This window comes from Herbaspirillum camelliae (assembly GCF_001929405.1).
Lineage (GTDB): Bacteria > Pseudomonadota > Gammaproteobacteria > Burkholderiales > Burkholderiaceae_D > Herbaspirillum > Herbaspirillum seropedicae.
On the sequence record NZ_KV880769.1, the window covers coordinates 2,806,018 to 2,823,242 of the forward strand.

Genomic DNA, 17,225 nt, shown 5'->3' on the forward strand with positions numbered 1-17,225 from the left:
ATGGAATTCCCTTTTCTTTGCTATATCCATGTCCTGGAGGCAGTGGGTGTGATTAGGTCTGGGTGGTATCGAGTCGTATGGAGTACCAAAGCTGGCGAAGAAGTTGTCCTGGTACGGCTTTCAGATGCGATCGATATCAATGTTCCCTGGAAACTGAAGGAGGATCTGAGTGCGCCACTCTTAGTGGAAAAGAGTCAGTTGGTCGCGATGATTGACAAATCCCGAGCCGAATTAGCAGAGGTTCCGACTATGGCGACACCAGGTTCGAAAGTCGTTCGTCAGAACAAGACCACAGAGGAGATAGAGAAGGAGAAGTTGTTGCGCGAATTCAATGAATTCAATATCAGGACGTTGTTGCTGACTGGAGGATGGACGGCAGAGATGAAGCGTCTCAGCAAGCGGTTCGGATTCGCACTTAACTCAGTTAAGAGGCTCGTGTTGGCGTATTTGCGCTCGGGACACAATTACGAGGTGGCCTCACAGCGAAAGACAAGGGTCAAAGGAACGCCGCGCACACTAACGGAAAAACTGGGGCGTAAGCGAAATAGTTTCAAGGCGGGGCATAGTGCGCATCCCGGGATCAATAGTGTCGAACACGAGCAGCTCGTAAAGAATTTTATCGAAGCGCGCGGCCCCCGGCGAGGAACCATACCTCAGCAGCATAGAAGTTTCTACGATACCTATGCATCCAAAGGATTTGAAGTTGACGAAAAAGGGAATCCGAAGAGAATTTTATTTCCTGATGAAGAGCGCATTAGATTGCCGGCGTTCCGCGCATTGTTAAAGAGGCTGGATTTTGAAGGCTATGTCACCCGAAATGATTCTGAGCAGGCAAAAGAGAAGAAGCAAAGTGTTCTGATTGGAAATGCGAGAAGTCGAGGATCATTCCCTGGGCATACGTACATCATCGACGCTACCGTCGCAGATATATACATAGTTTCTGCATATGACCGTCGGAGGATCATTGGTCGCCCGATTATCTATGTGGTGATTGATCTCTTCAGCTCCGTAATTTTGGCGATCTACGTGACTCTATGGGGGCCCAATTTCAATGAGGCGCGGAATGCGATCTTTATGGCCTTATCGGATAAGAAGGATTACTTAAGGTACCTGGGGCTTGAGGAGTTTCAAGAGTACTTTCCTCAAGGAGTTCGGCCGAACTATCTTCTCTATGACAGAGGGGAGCTTTTATCAAAGAATGGGGAAACTCTGGGGCAGAGGCTGCAATTCTCTTGCTTGGTAGCTGCTGCCTACAAGGCAGTGTGGAAATCGATAGTGGAGCGCAACTTTGGTGTAATTAATACCTATGTTCTTGAGAAAACGCCTGGGCACGTCGTAAAGGAGCATGTGCGAGGTGAGCCAGATTACAGGCTATCTGCGATTCATACCTTGACTGAGATTCGACGTCTTATGGCAATCCATCAGATTCGTTGGAACTCGGGCAAGAAGATGGGGAAGCACTTGACCCCGTCAATGATTTTGGATCCTGGTCATGAGCCAAGCCCAATTTGGATGTGGAATTGGGGGCTGAGGAATTGTCACGGTTCGCCTTTCTTCTTTACGAGAGATCAATTGATTGTGTCCACTTTAGATTGCGTGAGCAAGCCTGTAAAACGGACTGGATTCGAATTGGAAAAGATGAAATTGGTTAATGATTGGATGAAAGACCATCGGTCAATTTGTTTAGCGAATAGCCATCCATCTGAAGCAATGCTTGCGTTCTCTCCAGAGAATCCAAAGTTGGCCTTTTGCCGGATGCAAGGTGAGACCTCTTTCAGGGACCTCTTTATTTCCGATATTCCAGATACACCGGAGCGCGAGATTTGGGTCCCATCGAGAGAAGATATTGAGGATCAGATTGCTATTAAAGGATTTAAAGATGAGGACCATCAGAGCTCATTGACGGGGCTAAACGCGAAGCTAGGTCTTGCCGAGGCGGAGATCGGTGATATCGCCCGCCGTGCAACTAAGACGGCATTGAGGGAGACGGCCGCAACAAAGGCTGAACGCACAAGAGATATGACTGGGGCTCGACATGCTGAAGACCAGTATGAGCGGACAGGTGTCTATCCGAGCCAGGGCGAGCCGGTAGGTAATGCTTTGGATCAGCCAGGCAATGAACGCAAAACCGAATTCAAGGATCAACATGAAATGCACGAGGCCGCGGAGAGCGCGATGGAAGGGTGGGGAGAATGAGTCTAGCCATTTATAACACTAAAAATGTTGCTCCCCGCCATCAAGGAAATCCATTGATTGAGGCGCTGCAGCCTACTGTCGTAGACAAAGATGTTTTTAAACTTCTGGCTCGAAAACCTGACATTGTCGTGAGAGCGGAGCGGGCGCTACCGCCACAAATGCGTGTTCATAGCATGGCCGATATTGGCGACATGTTTTTGCCCGATAGAAAAGCTGTTGATCTATATGCCACCGTGGATATCGAGCTTAAGCGAGGGTTGAAGCGGAGATCACCGTTCACCGCCGAGGCCCAGCGGACAATTGAATCAGTTCAAGAGCAAATGAAAGATAAGTGGGAACGCAGCAAAGCAGCAATCGAAACTGCAATCAAAGCAAAGAGCGATCCATTGGACGCCGTAGCACTAACTCTGCCATCGAGTTTGCGTTCAATACTGGTAATTGCGCCAAGTGGCCGAGGAAAGTCCGTTACTGTAAGAAATGTATTAATGGTCAACCCGCAAGTTATCGAACACTCGGAGTATCAGGGGAGAACTTTTAAGCAAAAGCAGATCGTTTGGCTATCGGTGCAGGCACCGCTAAATGCATCGATCTCAGGTATCTGTCTCAGTCTCTTAGGTGCCGTTGATAGTGTACTTCGCTTGAGAGGGGAGGATAGTTATGTCAGCCAATATTCGAAGGCCAGAACCAACGAAATCTTGATTTGTCGAGTTGCTCAGGTAATGGCTACGCATTTTGTTGGGGTGCTACATATTGACGATGTGCAGCGAATTTCTGATGGCACTGGCGCTCATATCGGATCCTTGATTAGTTTTTTAATGCAGCTATCCGACGTGGTTGGGGTTCCACTGATTCTCTCGGGAACCAGCAAGCTTATAAAGATTTTAAATCGATCAATGGAGGTCGGGAGGAGAGTCTGTTCGGGGACAACGGTAGAGATGACTCTTGAACGAAAATATGAAAAGACGGGAGCGTTCGGGGCATTAATGCGCGGCGCCTTTAAATTCCAAATACTGGATAAAGACTGCCCGAATCCAGAAGAGCTGATGGAGTACCTCTTTGATAGGTCACAAGCTGTGAACGCCGTTGCCATGATGCTTTTTATTCAGGCGCAAATTATCGGAATGCGTAGAGGTGAGGAGGTACTCACAAAGGAACTCATTGACGTTGCATATGAAGGGATACTACCTCTGCATAATGCATTGGATGTGTTGAGGCGAGGGGATGTCGACGCACTGGCACAGTATGAGGATTTGCTGGGGGTGAGTGAAGCAATGAATTCACTTTGGTCAAAGATGATCTCTGGGGGACGGCCATGAGCCGCAAAAGAAGATCAGAAAAGAGAGGCCTGTTTCTGTTGGAGGCAGAGGTTGTTTTCAACGAAGTTCAACCAATCTTGATCATTCGTTGAGATCCAATGGATGGCTTCGATCGCCATCTTTTCATCAGGTCTGATATGGGGATTTAGAAACCCTTTCGCAGCGAGAATGATCTCCCGATATTTATTCTGAAGCCTTTCTTGAGAGGAACGTTGAAAAAGCCGTTTGGCGAAATCTGATGTCGAAATAGAGAAGAGAATCTGGTTCTTTGTTTTTCTCAGTTGTGGTGAAGTTTGAGAGAGTCCGAGCGACGCCGCAAGAACCGTGCGGAGAAATGTATCTTCGTCATTTTGCATATCGACGGAAGTTTTTTTTGGCGGGGGAAATAGATGACCGAGGACGTGGGCTTTCGACTCGTTCAAGACATCGTCCCAATTTTCTCTAGGAACAAAGTAAGAGAGCATCGCGGCCCAGCGAATGGGGTGCAGCGGCAAAGGCTCGTATTGGGAGAATGTCAGCGGAGGAATGTTTTCCAGGGCATGAAATTCAGGTATTTCTAGTGGTGCCAAGAGCCTTCCGTAATACATATTGCTCAACATGCACGCGCTCGCGACATTTTCTATGACGTTATAAGTGAATTCGTTAGGGACTTGATTCTGAAGAATCGTTCTTGTTAATAGAGGAGCATTTAACTCATCCTGCAAACTCAGCCAAAAAACAGCATCGGCAATTGACGTCAATGCGGCTCTAATGTCGTTGTTTGGAGGCGGCCCATTTGAATCGAGCTTGTTTTCAGCTGGAGGCTTAATCCATGCGAATTTCTCTCCAATTCGTCGCGGTCGTTCAATTAGAAGGGAGTTGTGTGCGGCGCATATCCAGATACCTGGTAGTTGATGCGTTCTGTGCCAGTAGGAATATCCATACTGATTGATGTCGCCGGAAGCACAATGGGGGCAAAATTTGAGCGAATGACTAAGAAATTCTCTTTGACCGAATAGACCAATTTTTCCGTTCAATGACTGAAAATTTTCATCGCATTTTGCGTGGATAAAATCTTGTAGTCGGTCTTTTTTCATAAATGCCATATAGACGGGTGAGATCGTCTGCTCTCTAAGCAACTGGAGAGCGGAGCAATTTTCCTGGTCGATGGCTTTGAGGAAATGATTTAAACCGGTAGGCAGCTGCGTCCTAGAGCCCGATTGAGGATCGTTGAATAGCAATTTTCCAGTTACTTCAGGTGATCGATGACCCGCGCGATGATGGTACCGCGCGCATCGGCTGTATAAGGTCTCGTCAGGTGCTCGATCTGGAAAGAATGTAAGCTGATTTCTAGAACTCATAAGAAAAATTAGATGTTAACTTTCTCTTTACCACTCGCTGATGATGAGCATTACTTCTCGTATTTCTCAAGCCTTTATCTACGTTCGGGTACGAATAGCCCTAGAAAGTTCTTGTTTGATTTGGCATTGGCAAATCGTAAGGATTCTCTTCAACCTAAAACAATCATTTTTGCGAATCTAATGTTTCCCGTTCCTCTTAGGGGGCTAGTGGGGTCGGTAATCTCGGAAGCTGAGTTCAGCCCAGATCGCCTTGGTTTATTAACACCTCTTCCTTACTACAGACCATTTCTAGCCACAACGTTGAGAGAGCGACTTTTCGAATCAGTGAGCTCTACTAGGCCCAGTTATCTGTTTCACGGATCGAAGGATTTTGCTCGGATTCGATTCTGTAAAGAATGCCGGAAAAAAGCGCGAGAAGAATATGGCCGCGACGTATTTCTGCGGTCACATCAGTTGCCTGGGGTTTACGTTTGCTGGAAGCATTTAGAGCCATTGTATGAGTCTGCAATCGAATTGGCTATGCTGAGCAGATCATCAGATGAAAATGCTGTGCGTTGCGTCCAGAATGTCACCGAAGAATGGATATGGCTTGCTGGTGAATCGCGCGCACTTCTTAATTTGAATCATGATTTTGTGCCTATGGAGGCGATCGAAGCTCTGTATCATAAATTCGGATGCGGCATCCTTGATCAATGGCGCCGAAAGGTAGGACTTTCGGAAGCTAAACGTTTTTGGCGACAATCATGGTCTCAGTTGGTGATTGAGCGCTACAGTAATGAATTATCTGCGGGCGTCTTCAACGTGTTTCACCATTACAGTAATGTTGGTCGAGAATGGTGCAGGAATTTGCCATTTGAGCATCTGCTAGCAATTCGCTCTAATTTTGGATCTGTCGATGAGTTCTTTAAGAAACTTTCAGAGGTTAGTAGAGAAGATCTAGCCAGAGTAAGTTTTGAAGAGAAGTACAGCCCTAAAAATAAGGGTAGCTTTCGGGCTTCGATCAATATGAAAAGGGTTCATAGAGATTTTCTTTCTGAAGTACGAAAGTTGCACCTTGAGGTTAGGTGCGCGGGGGGAATGAATTTCGTTTTTGAGCTCGCCAAATCGGGCGGGATTGAGTATGAGCAGTTCGAGAGTAGTCAGCCGGCTCTTATTGATAAGGTGTCAGACTGGCGATATGACATGACCATCATGAGCGAAGAAAATTATGCATTTGCAGAAAAAATCGCTGAGAAGATGAGGGTAGCCTCGATCAGTCTGGCATTCCACGAGATATTTGAATATGCCATCGCTCAATGGCGAAAAAGTGGATATTGGCGGAGATTTTTTGAACGGAGAAATATCCTACACCCCTATGCCGTAACTAAAGTTCGACCATAAGGTTTGGGAAAATAATGAAATCTACAAAAATTGACTTGTAAAAAACCATGAGAATAATTGAATTAGAACGATGGGGAGAGTTTGTTGAACACACTATTGCGGCGCACGATGATGGAAAAAATGCCCAATCTAATCTTGGGCTTCTTCCTCCCGTACTCTATCGTGGTCACGCCTCGGACGAGTGGACGTTACAGACGACGCTTGAGCGTAGTGTACCTGCACTGAAATCTGTAGGTGGCTATCACCAAGCAGTTTATGATTCCAAGCATCAGATGGAGTCCTACTCTGGAAACAAGTGGGAAGTGCCGAAACGCGAAGACTTCGAACGTAAGTTAAAGCGTGGTGACTGGCTTGATGGAATACCTGCGCTCAATTATCTCGTCCACTTACGTCATCATGGCTTTCCCAGCCCCTTGTTGGATTGGACGCGATCTCCTTTCGTTGCGGCATATTTTGCCCTTTCAAGCACCACGCCCGCAAACGGTAGGGTAGCAATCTATTGCATGTCGTCACGCGAACGGTCTTTGCGATTGCATGTCAGCGACGGCACTATGATTCGCTCAGTTGGCTATCGCGTCCGAACACATAAGCGCCATTTTTTGCAACAGTGTGAGTACACCATCTGCTGCAAAAATGAAGAGGGCCTATGGTCGTACGCCAATCATGAGGCAGTATTGGCGGCGGACACCACTTCACAGTTCGATCTGATGAAGTACACGTTGCCAGTCACTGAGCGCGTACCGGCGTTACGCTATCTTGACCAATTCAATTTGAATGCTTATACGCTGTTTGGATCGGAAGATGCTTTGGTCGAGTCAGTCGCGCGTCGCGTGTTGAGGTATTAGTGGATGGTCTGAACAAGGTTTATGAAAAAAAGGAAGAATAGTGTTAGAGGATCATCGATACTAGCTATATCCGAATTGCATCCGGTTTTCTCTGCTTGGGTGTTGGCCTCGCGTCTGATCAACCAGAACACCGCCGCCTACAAGATGACCGGTGCCAGCTACACTGCCAGCCAGGCGCTTGAAGGTGCCAGTGGAACAGCCAAAGAGAGGTCGGCTGTGGCTAGCCGATGGTAGCTGCATCCGAATGCGACCGGAATATGCCAATCATGTCTGGAGCTGGGACTTCGTCATGGAGAGAACGCATGATGGACGTGTTCTGAAAATCCTGGTGCTCATCGATGAATTCACCCGCCGCTGTCTCGCGCTGCACGTGGCCAGGAAAATTCGCAGTAATGACGTCATCGATATCCTGGCTGAGGTCATGGTGACCTACGGTGTTCCGGCATATCTACGCTCTGACAATGGGCCGAAAATGGTCGCAAAGAATCTACGGTGCTGGCTTGCTTCGGTCGGTTCAAAGACGCTGTATATCGAGCTAGGAAGTCCATGAGAGAACGGATACTGCGAATCCTTGAATGGCAAATTCCGTGATGAGCTGCTCAACGGAGAAATCTTCTACACCCTGCGAGAAGCTCAGGTCTTCATTGAGCGATGGCGTCATCAGTACAATACCGTTCGACCGCACAGCTCACTGAAATACCCTTCGCCGGCACAGCAGGCTACGCCGCCGGCAACAACCCCAGCACCACTGCGGCTTGCCGCTTAGACTAACTTTAAGTCTGGACCAGTTGTTTCAGGCCGGTCACTGCTCCTGGTCGATATCAGATGTAACTTGATAGAATTTTGTGCTTCCTCTCACCAAAATCATAAATGACTTTGGCTAGATATTTTATGCAGTAGATATTCGAAGCGGTGGTTGTGCTTAGAGAGAGTTCACGTTACTGCCACGCTAGACTGCAGTTGTTTGTGATAGTAAGTGGTCCCGCACAATTCACCGTCCGGCATCAACGCATAATTGGGGATTGACCCGACAATTTTCCATCCAGATTGCTGATACATGCGCTCCGCAGCACCGCCAGAAACAGTATCAAGCACTAATACGGATTTGCCTTCTTGCCGAGCCACTTCCTCCAGTACCTGCATTAACCGGCTGGCGATGCCTTGGCGCCGAGCCCTGCGAAGCACCAGCATTTTCGCCACATCGGCCCGATGTGGCTGATTCTCCGGTTGCGAGGTAATGAGCTGGACCGTACCGACGATTTGGCCATGACTATCTTCTGCGATCAATAAAGATCGCTCACCTCTTCCCACGCTCGCGGCGATACCTTGCCAAAACGATATAGCGGTAGCTCTCGACAGTGGATTCACGAAACTGACAGAGGCTCCACCTTCGACACAGTCGATCAAGACGTCGCTCAGAGCATTTACATGTGTTGCAGCTTCCTCTACGTCAATGCGGCGTATGGTGACTGGGATTTTCATATCAATTCTCCTGATTATCAGACGTGTTCTGAGTAAGTGAAGCCAGATGGCGAGCAACAGTGCAAGTGGAATTATGGTCGATGACCGGTAATAGTATTGTCTTGGTTGAGTAACATTTATGAGCCACCATGCCGGGTCATCAAACTTAGCAGATGAGGAGCAATGGCTCGTAACGTAGAAATCAAAGCAAGGCTGTCTGATCTGGCAGCAACTCTTGAACGAGTCCGGGAAATGGCGGATCGAGGACCTGTAGAAATTGAGCAGGACGACACTTTCTTCAATTGCGACAATGGTCGGCTAAAGCTCCGCCAGATTTCTCCAAATGAAGGCAGCCTGATTTTTTATCGCCGTGTAAATCAAATCGGCCCAAAGGAATCCTTTTTTGTCCATAGTGCGACAGCTACCCCTGATAGCCTACGGGAGGTTCTCTCGCTAGCCTACGGTGAGGGTGGACGGGTTATCAAGCACCGTACACTGTTCCATATTGGTCGCACCCGAATTCACATTGACCGAGTCCAAGGCTTGGGTAGCTTTCTGGAATTAGAAGTCATGCTTTCAGACGGAGAGCTGATCGAAGCAGGAGTGATCGAAGCCGAGAAAATCATGGAGAACATCGGCGTAATCGCGGCACAGCTTATCGATAAGGGTTATGTCGATTTATTGATTGAGGCGCAAAAGACCTAGCACTGGACTAGATGTCTGCTCTTGCCGCCGAAAGCAGACTATTCATTCTGATCGTCAATGGGGCTTGGCATTTTTCTCGCTGAGACGCCATAAGACCCACCATTTTTTTCCAACCACGCACAACCAGAGCCAATTCAATGCTGTCAGGATCAACAGGCCGAGCAGTACACGTGCAGACGGCGTTCCATGTTGCGACAGCCATACCCACGCTCCAAGTAGCAATAGATGGGTGAAGGTCAATGCCAGGGTGTGCACATGTAATTTGACATGCCCCTCTTGGACGTCTGAGCCGGCTTCGGCCAATGCCTCTTTAGGTAGCTGCTCGGATTGTTTCTCCATGTCTTCTCCTTTTCTATTTTTCATATACATGGGAAGGCCTCAAGGGCTTCCGATTGCACCGTATTCGACGGCTGTCTTTACGTAGAAAACGGATACTCCTTCGCTCTCCAATGCCTGAAATAACGACGTGCAAGTTGCCTCGTCCATTGCCAGCGTAAGTTCTTGAGGTTGGTCTGCGAGCTCAAAAAAATGGGATGAGTGGACGTGGCCGTCTCGGCCGAATCCTTCCGCCCCTGCCGTGAGCGTGCCTCCCTTCGCGCCATGCTCCTGGGCGAATTTCAGAAGCCACTCGGCAAGAGGAATTCCTTTGTGTTTGCGGTCTTGCTGTGTGAAGAACGTGATCTGGAAGCCTTTCATGTCAGTCTCCTTATCGAATCGTCATGACGGTGGTAATGCCGAGGACGGTCATGATCAGCGAGCCGCCAAGATGCAAGGCGATAGCGCCGATGGCCCACATGAGCCGACCGTTTTGAAGCAGCGACACGATTTCTGCCGCAAATGTTGAGAATGTGGTCATCCCACCGATGAAGCCGGTGATGATCAGCAAGCGCCATTCCGAAGCAACCATCGGATGGGTCGCAAAGTAAGCCGTGGCAACTCCAATCAAGTAGCCGCCGACCCAGTTGACGGTCAGCGTTCCCAAGGGCACTGTCGGGAACAGGCCATTAAGCTTCACGCTGACGCCCCAGCGAGTCAGGCAGCCGATGGCTCCGCCGATGCTGATGACTGCGATGGCTTTGAACATGAGTTATCTCCTGGTCTCCATTTACTGCTCCAACGGGAGCGTGCATTGGAAGAGAATGGCTCTGACCTTCTGCAGCTCCCCAGCATGGTCGTGGAGGAATTTTCGGAGATGCTTTTCGGTGTCGACGAGCTCAAGGCACTGTGGGTGACGCATTGAGGAAGCCTCTGGATGGTGATGACTGATGTGCTCACCCACGAGGTAACTGCTGCTGATGTGCTGCAGCGTCGCTTGTCGAATGCCGGATTTCTTCGCCGCCACCAACAGATGCTGGGCAAGCGCCGGGGCCGACAGGTGATGCCAAAATCTGGTGGCTTTCGCTTTTGCAGCAAGAGGAAAATAGAGTTTCAGTACGGTCATTTCACTCATGATTCGGCCTTTTGCTTGTCGGTCGACACGGTGTTCTTTTCGAGGTGCTCTTGTTTGAGCTTCGCTTTGTAGGCGTTCAGTTCGGAAATCTTCATGCCCTCAGGTAGCGGCCTGTGTTTCGAATGACCGATGCGCTGCGCGTGATAGATGCCGGTATGGCCTGAGAAAAGATATGCGACGACACAGGCTACAGCGGCAAACGGCCCGATTTCCGGACCGAAGAGCTCCACGGCCATTACGGCGGATGCGATGGGTGTGTTGGCGGCGCCGGCGAACACGGCGACAAAGCCTAGACCGGCCAACATTGAGAACGGCAAATGAAGCAACGGAGCCAAAGCATTGCCGAGGGTCGCACCGATATAGAACAGTGGCGTCACTTCGCCGCCCTTAAAGCCGGTACCCAGTGATGTGATCGTGAAGGCCATCTTGGCCAGAAAGTCCCAAGGCGACAGCGCATGCTGGAAGGATTCGACGATGACGGGGATGCCTAGGCCAATGTAGCGATGCGCGCCCACAACCCACACTGCAATGGCGACGATTAAGCCACCGATAAAAGGCCGCAACGGCCCGTAGGCGATGTGCTTCTTCATGAATGCAGACAGGGTGTGGGTGGTATTGGCGAATACCATGCCGATCAGGCCGAAGACGATGCCTGCGACGATGACGGCTGCCATACTCCAGATGGCGATGGGAGCCATCTCGGTGAGGGCGTAATGCGTGTGATGCACGCCCCAAGCAAGGCCAATTTGGTCAGCGGCGATGGACGCTACGAAGCAAGGGAAGATTGCGTCGTAACGCATCCGGCCGATGGCGAGCACTTCGAGTCCGAACAAGGCACCGGCGATGGGCGTACCGAAGACCGAGGAGAAACCGGCGGCGATACCTGCCATCAGTAGTAACTTCCGGTCTTCGTGGCGCAGCTTGAAGAGATGCGTCAGCTGGTCCGCCAGGGCTCCGCCCATCTGAACCGCAGTACCTTCACGGCCAACTGAGGCGCCAAACAGGTGGGATATGACGGTGCCGATCAGTACCAGAGGCACCATCCGTACCGGGATGACCTTCTTAGGGTCGTGGATTTCGTCGATCAGTAGATTGTTTCCCGCCTCAACCGGTTTGCCGGTATGGAGGTAGAGCCAGCCCACCGCAAAGCCAGCGAAGGGCAACAACCAGATGATCCAAGGATGAGCTTCGCGCCATTGCGTCGCGAATTCTAGGGAGTGAAGGAAAAAGGCCGACGCTGAACCCGCCAGAATAGCGATCAGGCTGGCGATTACGCACCATTTGGCGACGTAAGGCAGTAAGTCGAGTTGCTCGGGATGTTTGTAATGTTTCATGTTGCCAGGTGTCGAGTAAATCGGCCTGGCGAACAGAACAGAATAGGCGAATGCCTACAGCCCCGGTGCACCAGGTTGCTGTAGGCATCATCAGCCCCGGCGTGAAGCCGGAGGCGGTTCAAGGAGGAATGCCATCTCCTTGCATCGATACTACCAATATTTATTTCTGCGGACAACTGGGGCAGACGCACATCTTCTTGCCGGTTGCCTGCCAGTCACAATATCTCGGATTTGCTTCTCCCTTCAACATCCAACGATTTCTTCCAATCAACATGGAGAGAATCGCACAACCGATATGCTACAGGGCTGCAGTTCGAAATTTCCAATTCAACAATTTCCTCCTGACCTAGATTTTCAATCAGACTCGTCAGCGCCCGTAGGGCGTTTCCATGGCTCATGATGAGAATCTGCTTCCCGGCCAACAGCGCAGGTACGGCTTCGTCATTCCAGAAGGCAGAAACGCGCGACACAGTCTGCTCCAGCGATTCAGACGTCGGAATGCGCTCTTCCTCGATACCTGAATAGCGAGCGTCAATCGGAATGAATCTGGCAGCCGTGGCATCGACAGGCGGGGGAATCCCCTCATAGGACCGTCGCCATCTTTTGACGACGTCCTCTCCGAAGCGGCTGACCGCCTCGGCCTTGCGCATGCCGGTGAGCGCACCGTAGTGGCGCTCATTCAGGCGCCAATCCAACTGCACGTCCGGCGACGGAAATGCCGAGGCTTCGAGCAACAATCTCAGCGAGTGCGTGCAGCGCCCCAGCACAGATGAATACGCCAGATCGAAGCGCAATCCCTCACGACGTATCGACGCCGCGGCATCGGCGACTTGCTCGATGCCCGCTTGCGTGAGCGGCACGTCCGCCCAGCCGGTGAATCGCTGCTCCTGATTCCACAAGGATTCGCCGTGACGAATTAGGACCAGGTTGGCGGTAGACGTTGGCTCTATATGGGTGTTGCTCATGGTCTGCCCTCAGGCACGGGCAGCCCTGACTGCACTGGTCCAGAGCAATACCGTGAGCCCAAGGAGGAACAACACAGCCTCAGCGGGCATACTTGCCTCCATGGCGCCGACCCAGACCCAGGCGGCACCAACCCACAGTACGATCCCTACCGCCAGAAAGCCGTCATCGACAAAGAGACCAATGAATTCATCCCAGATGGACGCCATCCATCCGCGTGGTGCTGACTTCTTGGATGGTTCCTTTGTGGTCACTGCTCGCGACGCGTTGAGCTTGCGGCAAACCAACAGTGCGACCTGTGCCACGACGAAGTAGGCGGCAATCAAGGCAAGCAGCACCCAGTCCGCGCCCGGCCATTCAATGTGCACGCCTTCGCCGGCCCAGAAAGTACCGAAAGCTGCCAACAGAATGCCGACGCCGAACTTCAGGGTATTTTCCGGAACATTGGCCAGCGGGCGATGCAGCCACAGGCCGAGCAGCACTACCAGGATCAGCGCAGCAATCGCACCCAAAGAGGCCGGCCCGATCAATTGACCGCTCGCGCCGATGGCAATGACGATGAATACGACCTCCACGCCTTCGAGCATCACGATCTTGAAGGCCGTGAAGAATGCGGTCTTGTCCCAACTGCCGGCAGCGGGCGCTCCGTTACGAAGCAGTTCCGTCTCCTTTTGATAGGTGGCGGCCTCATCGTGCAAGGCGATGACGCCTGCCGAGCGCAGCACCGCCTTGCGCAGCCAGCGCAGACCGAACATCAACAGCAATGTACCGACGACCAGCTGGATCACGGGAAGCGGAATCGCTGCCAGGGAGCTGCCGAAACACACGACCATGAGCAGTAGCAGGCAAAGCGCCGTCACGGTGCCCATGATGGCAGGCCGCCAACCGCGAACGGTACCAACTGCCAGTACCACGGTGAGGGCCTCGACGAATTCGACCAGCGATGCCATGAAGGACGCCAGTATCGTTGGCGCTGCTTGAGCGATATGGATCATGAAAAACCTCTTCTTCATCAAATGTTGAGAAAAAGCGGCCCCCTGACGGCACGCAAAGCGTGCTGTCACTCAATTCTTCGGTTGATATCAGGGAGCTACTTGCTCAGAGTGTGAGCGGCTTAAATGGGAGGACTGGCTTCAGCTTCCACTCAGCTTGGATGTCTCCTTCTGGAAAACGGTATTGGCGTAGTCGTCCAACATGTGTTCGCACTTGACCAGGCGTTGCGCGGCTTCTTCACCCTTCGGAGCATTGCAGAAATCCAACTTGCGAATCTTGTCGAGCCAGTTCTTCAGCTTCTTCAGGTCTTCTTCGTTTTCCTGCAGCTCGGCATAGGTGAAATGCTCGTTCGCCGTTTCTTTCTCGATTTCTTTTTCGAAATCGTTGCACTTGTCCAGGAACTCCTCGTACTCTTCGTCGCGATCCTGGTTGAAACGTTGCGTCAGCAGGTTGTCCTGATGGTCGTCCAGGCCGGCCGCTTCCAGCACGAAGGCCTCGCCGGCGTTAGTGATGATGTCGTTCTGCAGCAGCCGCAAGATGCGTTGATGCTCTGACGTATTGGGAATCACGCAAACGCTGTTCTGCAGGTAGACGGCGCCGCATGCCTTGATCTTGCGCCACACGGCGACTCTCGCCTTGGCTGGCTCGGGGGGAATCTTGTAGCTGAGAAGCAGCCAGTTTGTCTTCATCGTTTCGCTCATCGTGCTTTCATTCGTTGTTTCCATCGTGCCAGGGTGCGGTTGAACCACGTCGTCTTTCCAGTGTGACTGTCCACTGTCTGTGATGCTTCACTTGCTCCAACCATTTCACGCTCTCGGCTCGACACGATTTTACGGAGGCGAACCCTGTCTGCCAACGGGGGGAGAAACATGGCACCCCCTTATGGAATCTGGAATCTGGCCAGGATGGGGTAATGGTCGGAAGCGCCATCGGTGAGCGCATTGCGGATGACCTGGTAGCTCTTTGCGCAGGCCGCAAGTGATCGCGATGCCAGCATGTAGTCGCAACGCATGGTGGCGAACTCCGCATCTCGGTAGGCCTTGGTGGGCACTGTCGGCGTCCGATCTGTGTCCAGTAAATACCCCACATCGACCCAGCCAGCCGCTTCGAGATAGGCCAGAACACTACGATCAATGCTGGCCATGTCATCAGCCAGGTAGCGGGCGCGGTGGTGTTGCGCAAGGGAGTGCCAGTCCGTCGGTTCTGGATCGTGCGGGGACGCCGAGTTGAAATCCCCTGCCACCAAGGTGAGCTGGTCCGGTGAGGCTTGTACGCCCAAATATGCCGCCTCGCGCCGGCGCACTGCAGGGCCATTCGGACATAAATGGGTGGAGATGAATGTCACCGGCGCTGCTGCACCTGGTATTTCGATCTGGAGTGTTGCCGCTGCGTGATGAAAGTGCATTGTGTCGGCATTGAATCGCGCGGCACGTAAAGGCGCGCGGATGAAGATGGCTAGGTTTTGGCCGGTCCGCGGTGCCGGCGCCAGAAACCCGCGCATCCCTATCTGTTTCTCCAGGGCATAAAAATCAGCGCTGCCATTGGCATCCAGGTATTTGGCTTCCTGCATCAAAAATACGTCCGGGCGCAGCTCATTGATGAGTTGTACCTGGGCATCTGCGCGTGTGTGTTCCTGTCCATCACGTCCGGCGAACAGGGTGTTGTAGCTCAAAACTGCAAGAGTTGGCATTTGGCGTAACGGTAGTTAAGATCATATTTGACTATATTAATGTAACGACCGTAACAATGTATACTTCAATTTTCAACTTTATTTATGTCCAATTGCAGCAGCTACAGGGAGAAATCTTTAAAGTGTGGTTGTTTCTGAAATAAAAATGCCCGCAGTGCGGGCATTAATTTGGGCGTCGGATGACGGCTTTTGGCCGGAAGCGGCCTTCTAGAAGTTCGAAGTCTGATCCCGTCAGCTTTCTTCTGCTTTTGTCTGTACACCTTTTCGCTTCGCCTTTGAATAGCTTCTGCTCGGATGCGATTTTCCAAACGGAGTTAGATGCGGTTCGTAGATAGAGATTTTTCCCTTGTTCTCAAAATCCCGAAGGTAAGTCTGAAATGTATCTCCGTGAGCTGTTTGCATCAAAGCGATCTTCGTTTGTTCGCCACATGCTGGGCACTTGATCTTGTTGTCTTGTATTGGCCGTGCCTGAGAGTGGAATTGGAGAACGGTCATGCCACAGTTTGGGCAAAGAAGATCTAGAGGCTTGGCTTTCATCGTGATTCGGAAAAAAGTAACCAAGGACAATTATCTCATCACTGATGGCAACGAATGGCCAGAAGCTGACGTTATGCAAGTGTAATGACCCACTAAAAACCTGCTCAGTAGATAATCCTAAAAGGGAATCAAAATGAGCAAGGTCATGGAAGAAGAATTCAAACGTTGGACAGCCAAGCGCAAAGCGGCGCTGGTGATGGAAATCATCCAGGGAAAGACGACGGTAGCCGAGGCTAGCCGGTCGTTTGATATCCCGCCATCCGAGATCGAAGAATGGGTCGATGAAGGCCGCAAAGGGATGGAGAACGCCCTGCGCGCCAAGCCGCTGGATGTGAGAGAACAGTACGAGCGGCAACTCAAGGAGCTGCAGGAAGCCTACGGAGAAGCCATGCTGGAGCTGCGCGCCAGAAAAAAATTGGCGTCCCTGTTGGGCGAGGAAGACAAGTAATCGAGACCATCCGCCAGGGACTCAAACAAGACGGTTTCGATGTGGCTGTCAGCAAGATATGCGCGTGGTTTGGGATTGCCAGGCGCAGCGCTTACTACAAGCCGGTGAAGGCTGAGCCCAAGGTGCAGGAGCGGCATTGCCGAGGGTCGCACCGATATAGAACAGTGGCGTCACTTCGCCGCCCTTAAAGCCGGTACCCAGTGATGTGATCGTGAAGGCCATCTTGGCCAGAAAGTCCCAAGGCGACAGCGCATGCTGGAAGGATTCGACGATGACGGGGATGCCTAGGCCAATGTAGCGATGCGCGCCCACAACCCACACTGCAATGGCGACGATTAAGCCACCGATAAAAGGCCGCAACGGCCCGTAGGCGATGTGCTTCTTCATGAATGCAGACAGGGTGTGGGTGGTATTGGCGAATACCATGCCGATCAGGCCGAAGACGATGCCTGCGACGATGACGGCTGCCATACTCCAGATGGCGATGGGAGCCATCTCGGTGAGGGCGTAATGCGTGTGATGCACGCCCCAAGCAAGGCCAATTTGGTCAGCGGCGATGGACGCTAC

Annotated in this window: 18 protein-coding genes, 1 pseudogene and 1 riboswitch; of the genes and pseudogenes, 7 read left to right on the plus strand and 12 right to left on the minus strand. The window is 51.4% G+C overall.

The genetic code is table 11. From position 1 onward, the window contains the following. Positions 1 to 2,196 (plus strand): hypothetical protein, encoded by a 2,196-nt coding sequence (locus tag BGK68_RS12470; protein ID WP_075257356.1) that lies wholly within the window; start codon positions 1 to 3, stop codon positions 2,194 to 2,196. After that, positions 2,193 to 3,512 (plus strand): ATP-binding protein, encoded by a 1,320-nt coding sequence (locus tag BGK68_RS12475; protein ID WP_083657790.1) that lies wholly within the window; start codon positions 2,193 to 2,195, stop codon positions 3,510 to 3,512. Before BGK68_RS12470 ends, BGK68_RS12475 begins: the two co-directional genes overlap by 4 nt. Positions 3,513 to 3,526: 14 nt before the next feature. Here the strand turns inward: BGK68_RS12475 and BGK68_RS12480 are convergent, their stop codons facing one another. Beyond that, on the minus strand, positions 3,527 to 4,852 hold the full coding sequence (locus BGK68_RS12480) for a TniQ family protein (protein WP_075257358.1): 1,326 nt from the start codon (positions 4,850 to 4,852) through the stop codon (positions 3,527 to 3,529). A gap of 12 nt (positions 4,853 to 4,864) precedes the next feature. Here BGK68_RS12480 and BGK68_RS27465 point away from each other — a divergent pair, with 12 nt between their 5' ends. The 3 genes and pseudogenes from BGK68_RS27465 to BGK68_RS28310 all read left to right on the plus strand — a co-directional run. After that, positions 4,865 to 6,232, plus strand: coding sequence for a TniQ family protein (locus tag BGK68_RS27465; RefSeq protein WP_075257359.1), 1,368 nt, complete (start codon positions 4,865 to 4,867; stop codon positions 6,230 to 6,232). Positions 6,233 to 6,279: 47 nt separating this feature from the next. Further along, positions 6,280 to 7,077 (plus strand): FRG domain-containing protein, encoded by a 798-nt coding sequence (locus BGK68_RS12490; protein ID WP_075257360.1) that lies wholly within the window; start codon positions 6,280 to 6,282, stop codon positions 7,075 to 7,077. Between the two features lie 178 nt (positions 7,078 to 7,255). Beyond that, a pseudogene (locus tag BGK68_RS28310) lies at positions 7,256 to 7,843 on the plus strand (integrase core domain-containing protein); the annotation flags it as partial. Between the two features lie 167 nt (positions 7,844 to 8,010). On the opposite strand, the gene BGK68_RS12500 reads toward BGK68_RS28310, so the two are convergent. Beyond that, a complete protein-coding gene (locus BGK68_RS12500; protein ID WP_075257361.1) occupies positions 8,011 to 8,559 on the minus strand; it encodes a GNAT family N-acetyltransferase in 549 nt (182 codons plus the stop codon). A 162-nt stretch (positions 8,560 to 8,721) separates the two neighbouring features. Between BGK68_RS12500 and BGK68_RS12505 the strand changes: the two genes are divergently transcribed. Beyond that, complete coding sequence (locus tag BGK68_RS12505; RefSeq protein WP_075257362.1) at positions 8,722 to 9,243, plus strand: class IV adenylate cyclase; 522 nt, start codon at positions 8,722 to 8,724, stop codon at positions 9,241 to 9,243. Positions 9,244 to 9,297: 54 nt separating this feature from the next. Here BGK68_RS12505 and BGK68_RS12510 read toward each other — a convergent pair whose 3' ends face one another. The 9 genes from BGK68_RS12510 to BGK68_RS12550 all read right to left on the minus strand — a co-directional run bounded on the left by BGK68_RS12510 (position 9,298) and on the right by BGK68_RS12550 (position 15,673). Next, positions 9,298 to 9,582 carry a hypothetical protein gene (locus tag BGK68_RS12510; RefSeq protein WP_075257363.1) on the minus strand — a complete coding sequence of 95 codons (285 nt, stop codon included), beginning with the start codon at positions 9,580 to 9,582 and terminating at the stop codon, positions 9,298 to 9,300. A 39-nt stretch (positions 9,583 to 9,621) separates the two neighbouring features. Further along, entirely contained in the window at positions 9,622 to 9,939 is a 318-nt protein-coding gene (locus BGK68_RS12515; RefSeq protein WP_075257364.1) for a DUF190 domain-containing protein, read from the minus strand. A gap of 10 nt (positions 9,940 to 9,949) precedes the next feature. Further along, a complete protein-coding gene (crcB, locus tag BGK68_RS12520) occupies positions 9,950 to 10,327 on the minus strand; it encodes a fluoride efflux transporter CrcB (RefSeq protein WP_075257365.1) in 378 nt (125 codons plus the stop codon). 21 nt (positions 10,328 to 10,348) lie between these two features. Further along, a complete protein-coding gene (locus tag BGK68_RS12525; protein ID WP_075257366.1) occupies positions 10,349 to 10,693 on the minus strand; it encodes a DUF190 domain-containing protein in 345 nt (114 codons plus the stop codon). Further along, the gene (locus BGK68_RS12530) at positions 10,690 to 12,027 is read right to left on the minus strand and encodes a voltage-gated chloride channel family protein (RefSeq protein WP_075257367.1); all 1,338 of its coding nucleotides are present in this window, start codon (positions 12,025 to 12,027) and stop codon (positions 10,690 to 10,692) included. The genes BGK68_RS12525 and BGK68_RS12530 overlap by 4 nt, the downstream gene beginning before the upstream one ends. 74 nt (positions 12,028 to 12,101) lie before the next feature. Then, a riboswitch (Fluoride riboswitch) is annotated at positions 12,102 to 12,175 on the minus strand. Between the two features lie 67 nt (positions 12,176 to 12,242). Continuing rightward, positions 12,243 to 12,992: a 2,3-bisphosphoglycerate-dependent phosphoglycerate mutase gene (locus BGK68_RS12535; RefSeq protein WP_075257368.1), complete on the minus strand. Its 750-nt coding sequence runs from the start codon at positions 12,990 to 12,992 to the stop codon at positions 12,243 to 12,245. Positions 12,993 to 13,001: 9 nt separating this feature from the next. Continuing rightward, on the minus strand, positions 13,002 to 13,985 hold the full coding sequence (locus BGK68_RS12540) for a COG4280 domain-containing protein (protein WP_143433034.1): 984 nt from the start codon (positions 13,983 to 13,985) through the stop codon (positions 13,002 to 13,004). A gap of 138 nt (positions 13,986 to 14,123) precedes the next feature. After that, the gene (locus tag BGK68_RS12545; RefSeq protein WP_233149302.1) at positions 14,124 to 14,684 is read right to left on the minus strand and encodes a Chromate resistance protein ChrB; all 561 of its coding nucleotides are present in this window, start codon (positions 14,682 to 14,684) and stop codon (positions 14,124 to 14,126) included. A 179-nt stretch (positions 14,685 to 14,863) separates the two neighbouring features. After that, entirely contained in the window at positions 14,864 to 15,673 is an 810-nt protein-coding gene (locus BGK68_RS12550) for an endonuclease/exonuclease/phosphatase family protein (protein WP_075257370.1), read from the minus strand. Positions 15,674 to 16,343: 670 nt separating this feature from the next. Here BGK68_RS12550 and BGK68_RS12555 point away from each other — a divergent pair. After that, positions 16,344 to 16,658: a transposase gene (locus BGK68_RS12555; RefSeq protein ID WP_017455550.1), complete on the plus strand. Its 315-nt coding sequence runs from the start codon at positions 16,344 to 16,346 to the stop codon at positions 16,656 to 16,658. Positions 16,659 to 16,706: 48 nt separating this feature from the next. Here BGK68_RS12555 and BGK68_RS12560 read toward each other — a convergent pair. Continuing rightward, positions 16,707 to 17,225, minus strand: a 519-nt coding sequence (locus BGK68_RS12560; RefSeq protein ID WP_198937194.1) for a chloride channel protein, incomplete at its 5' end; no start/stop codon positions are given.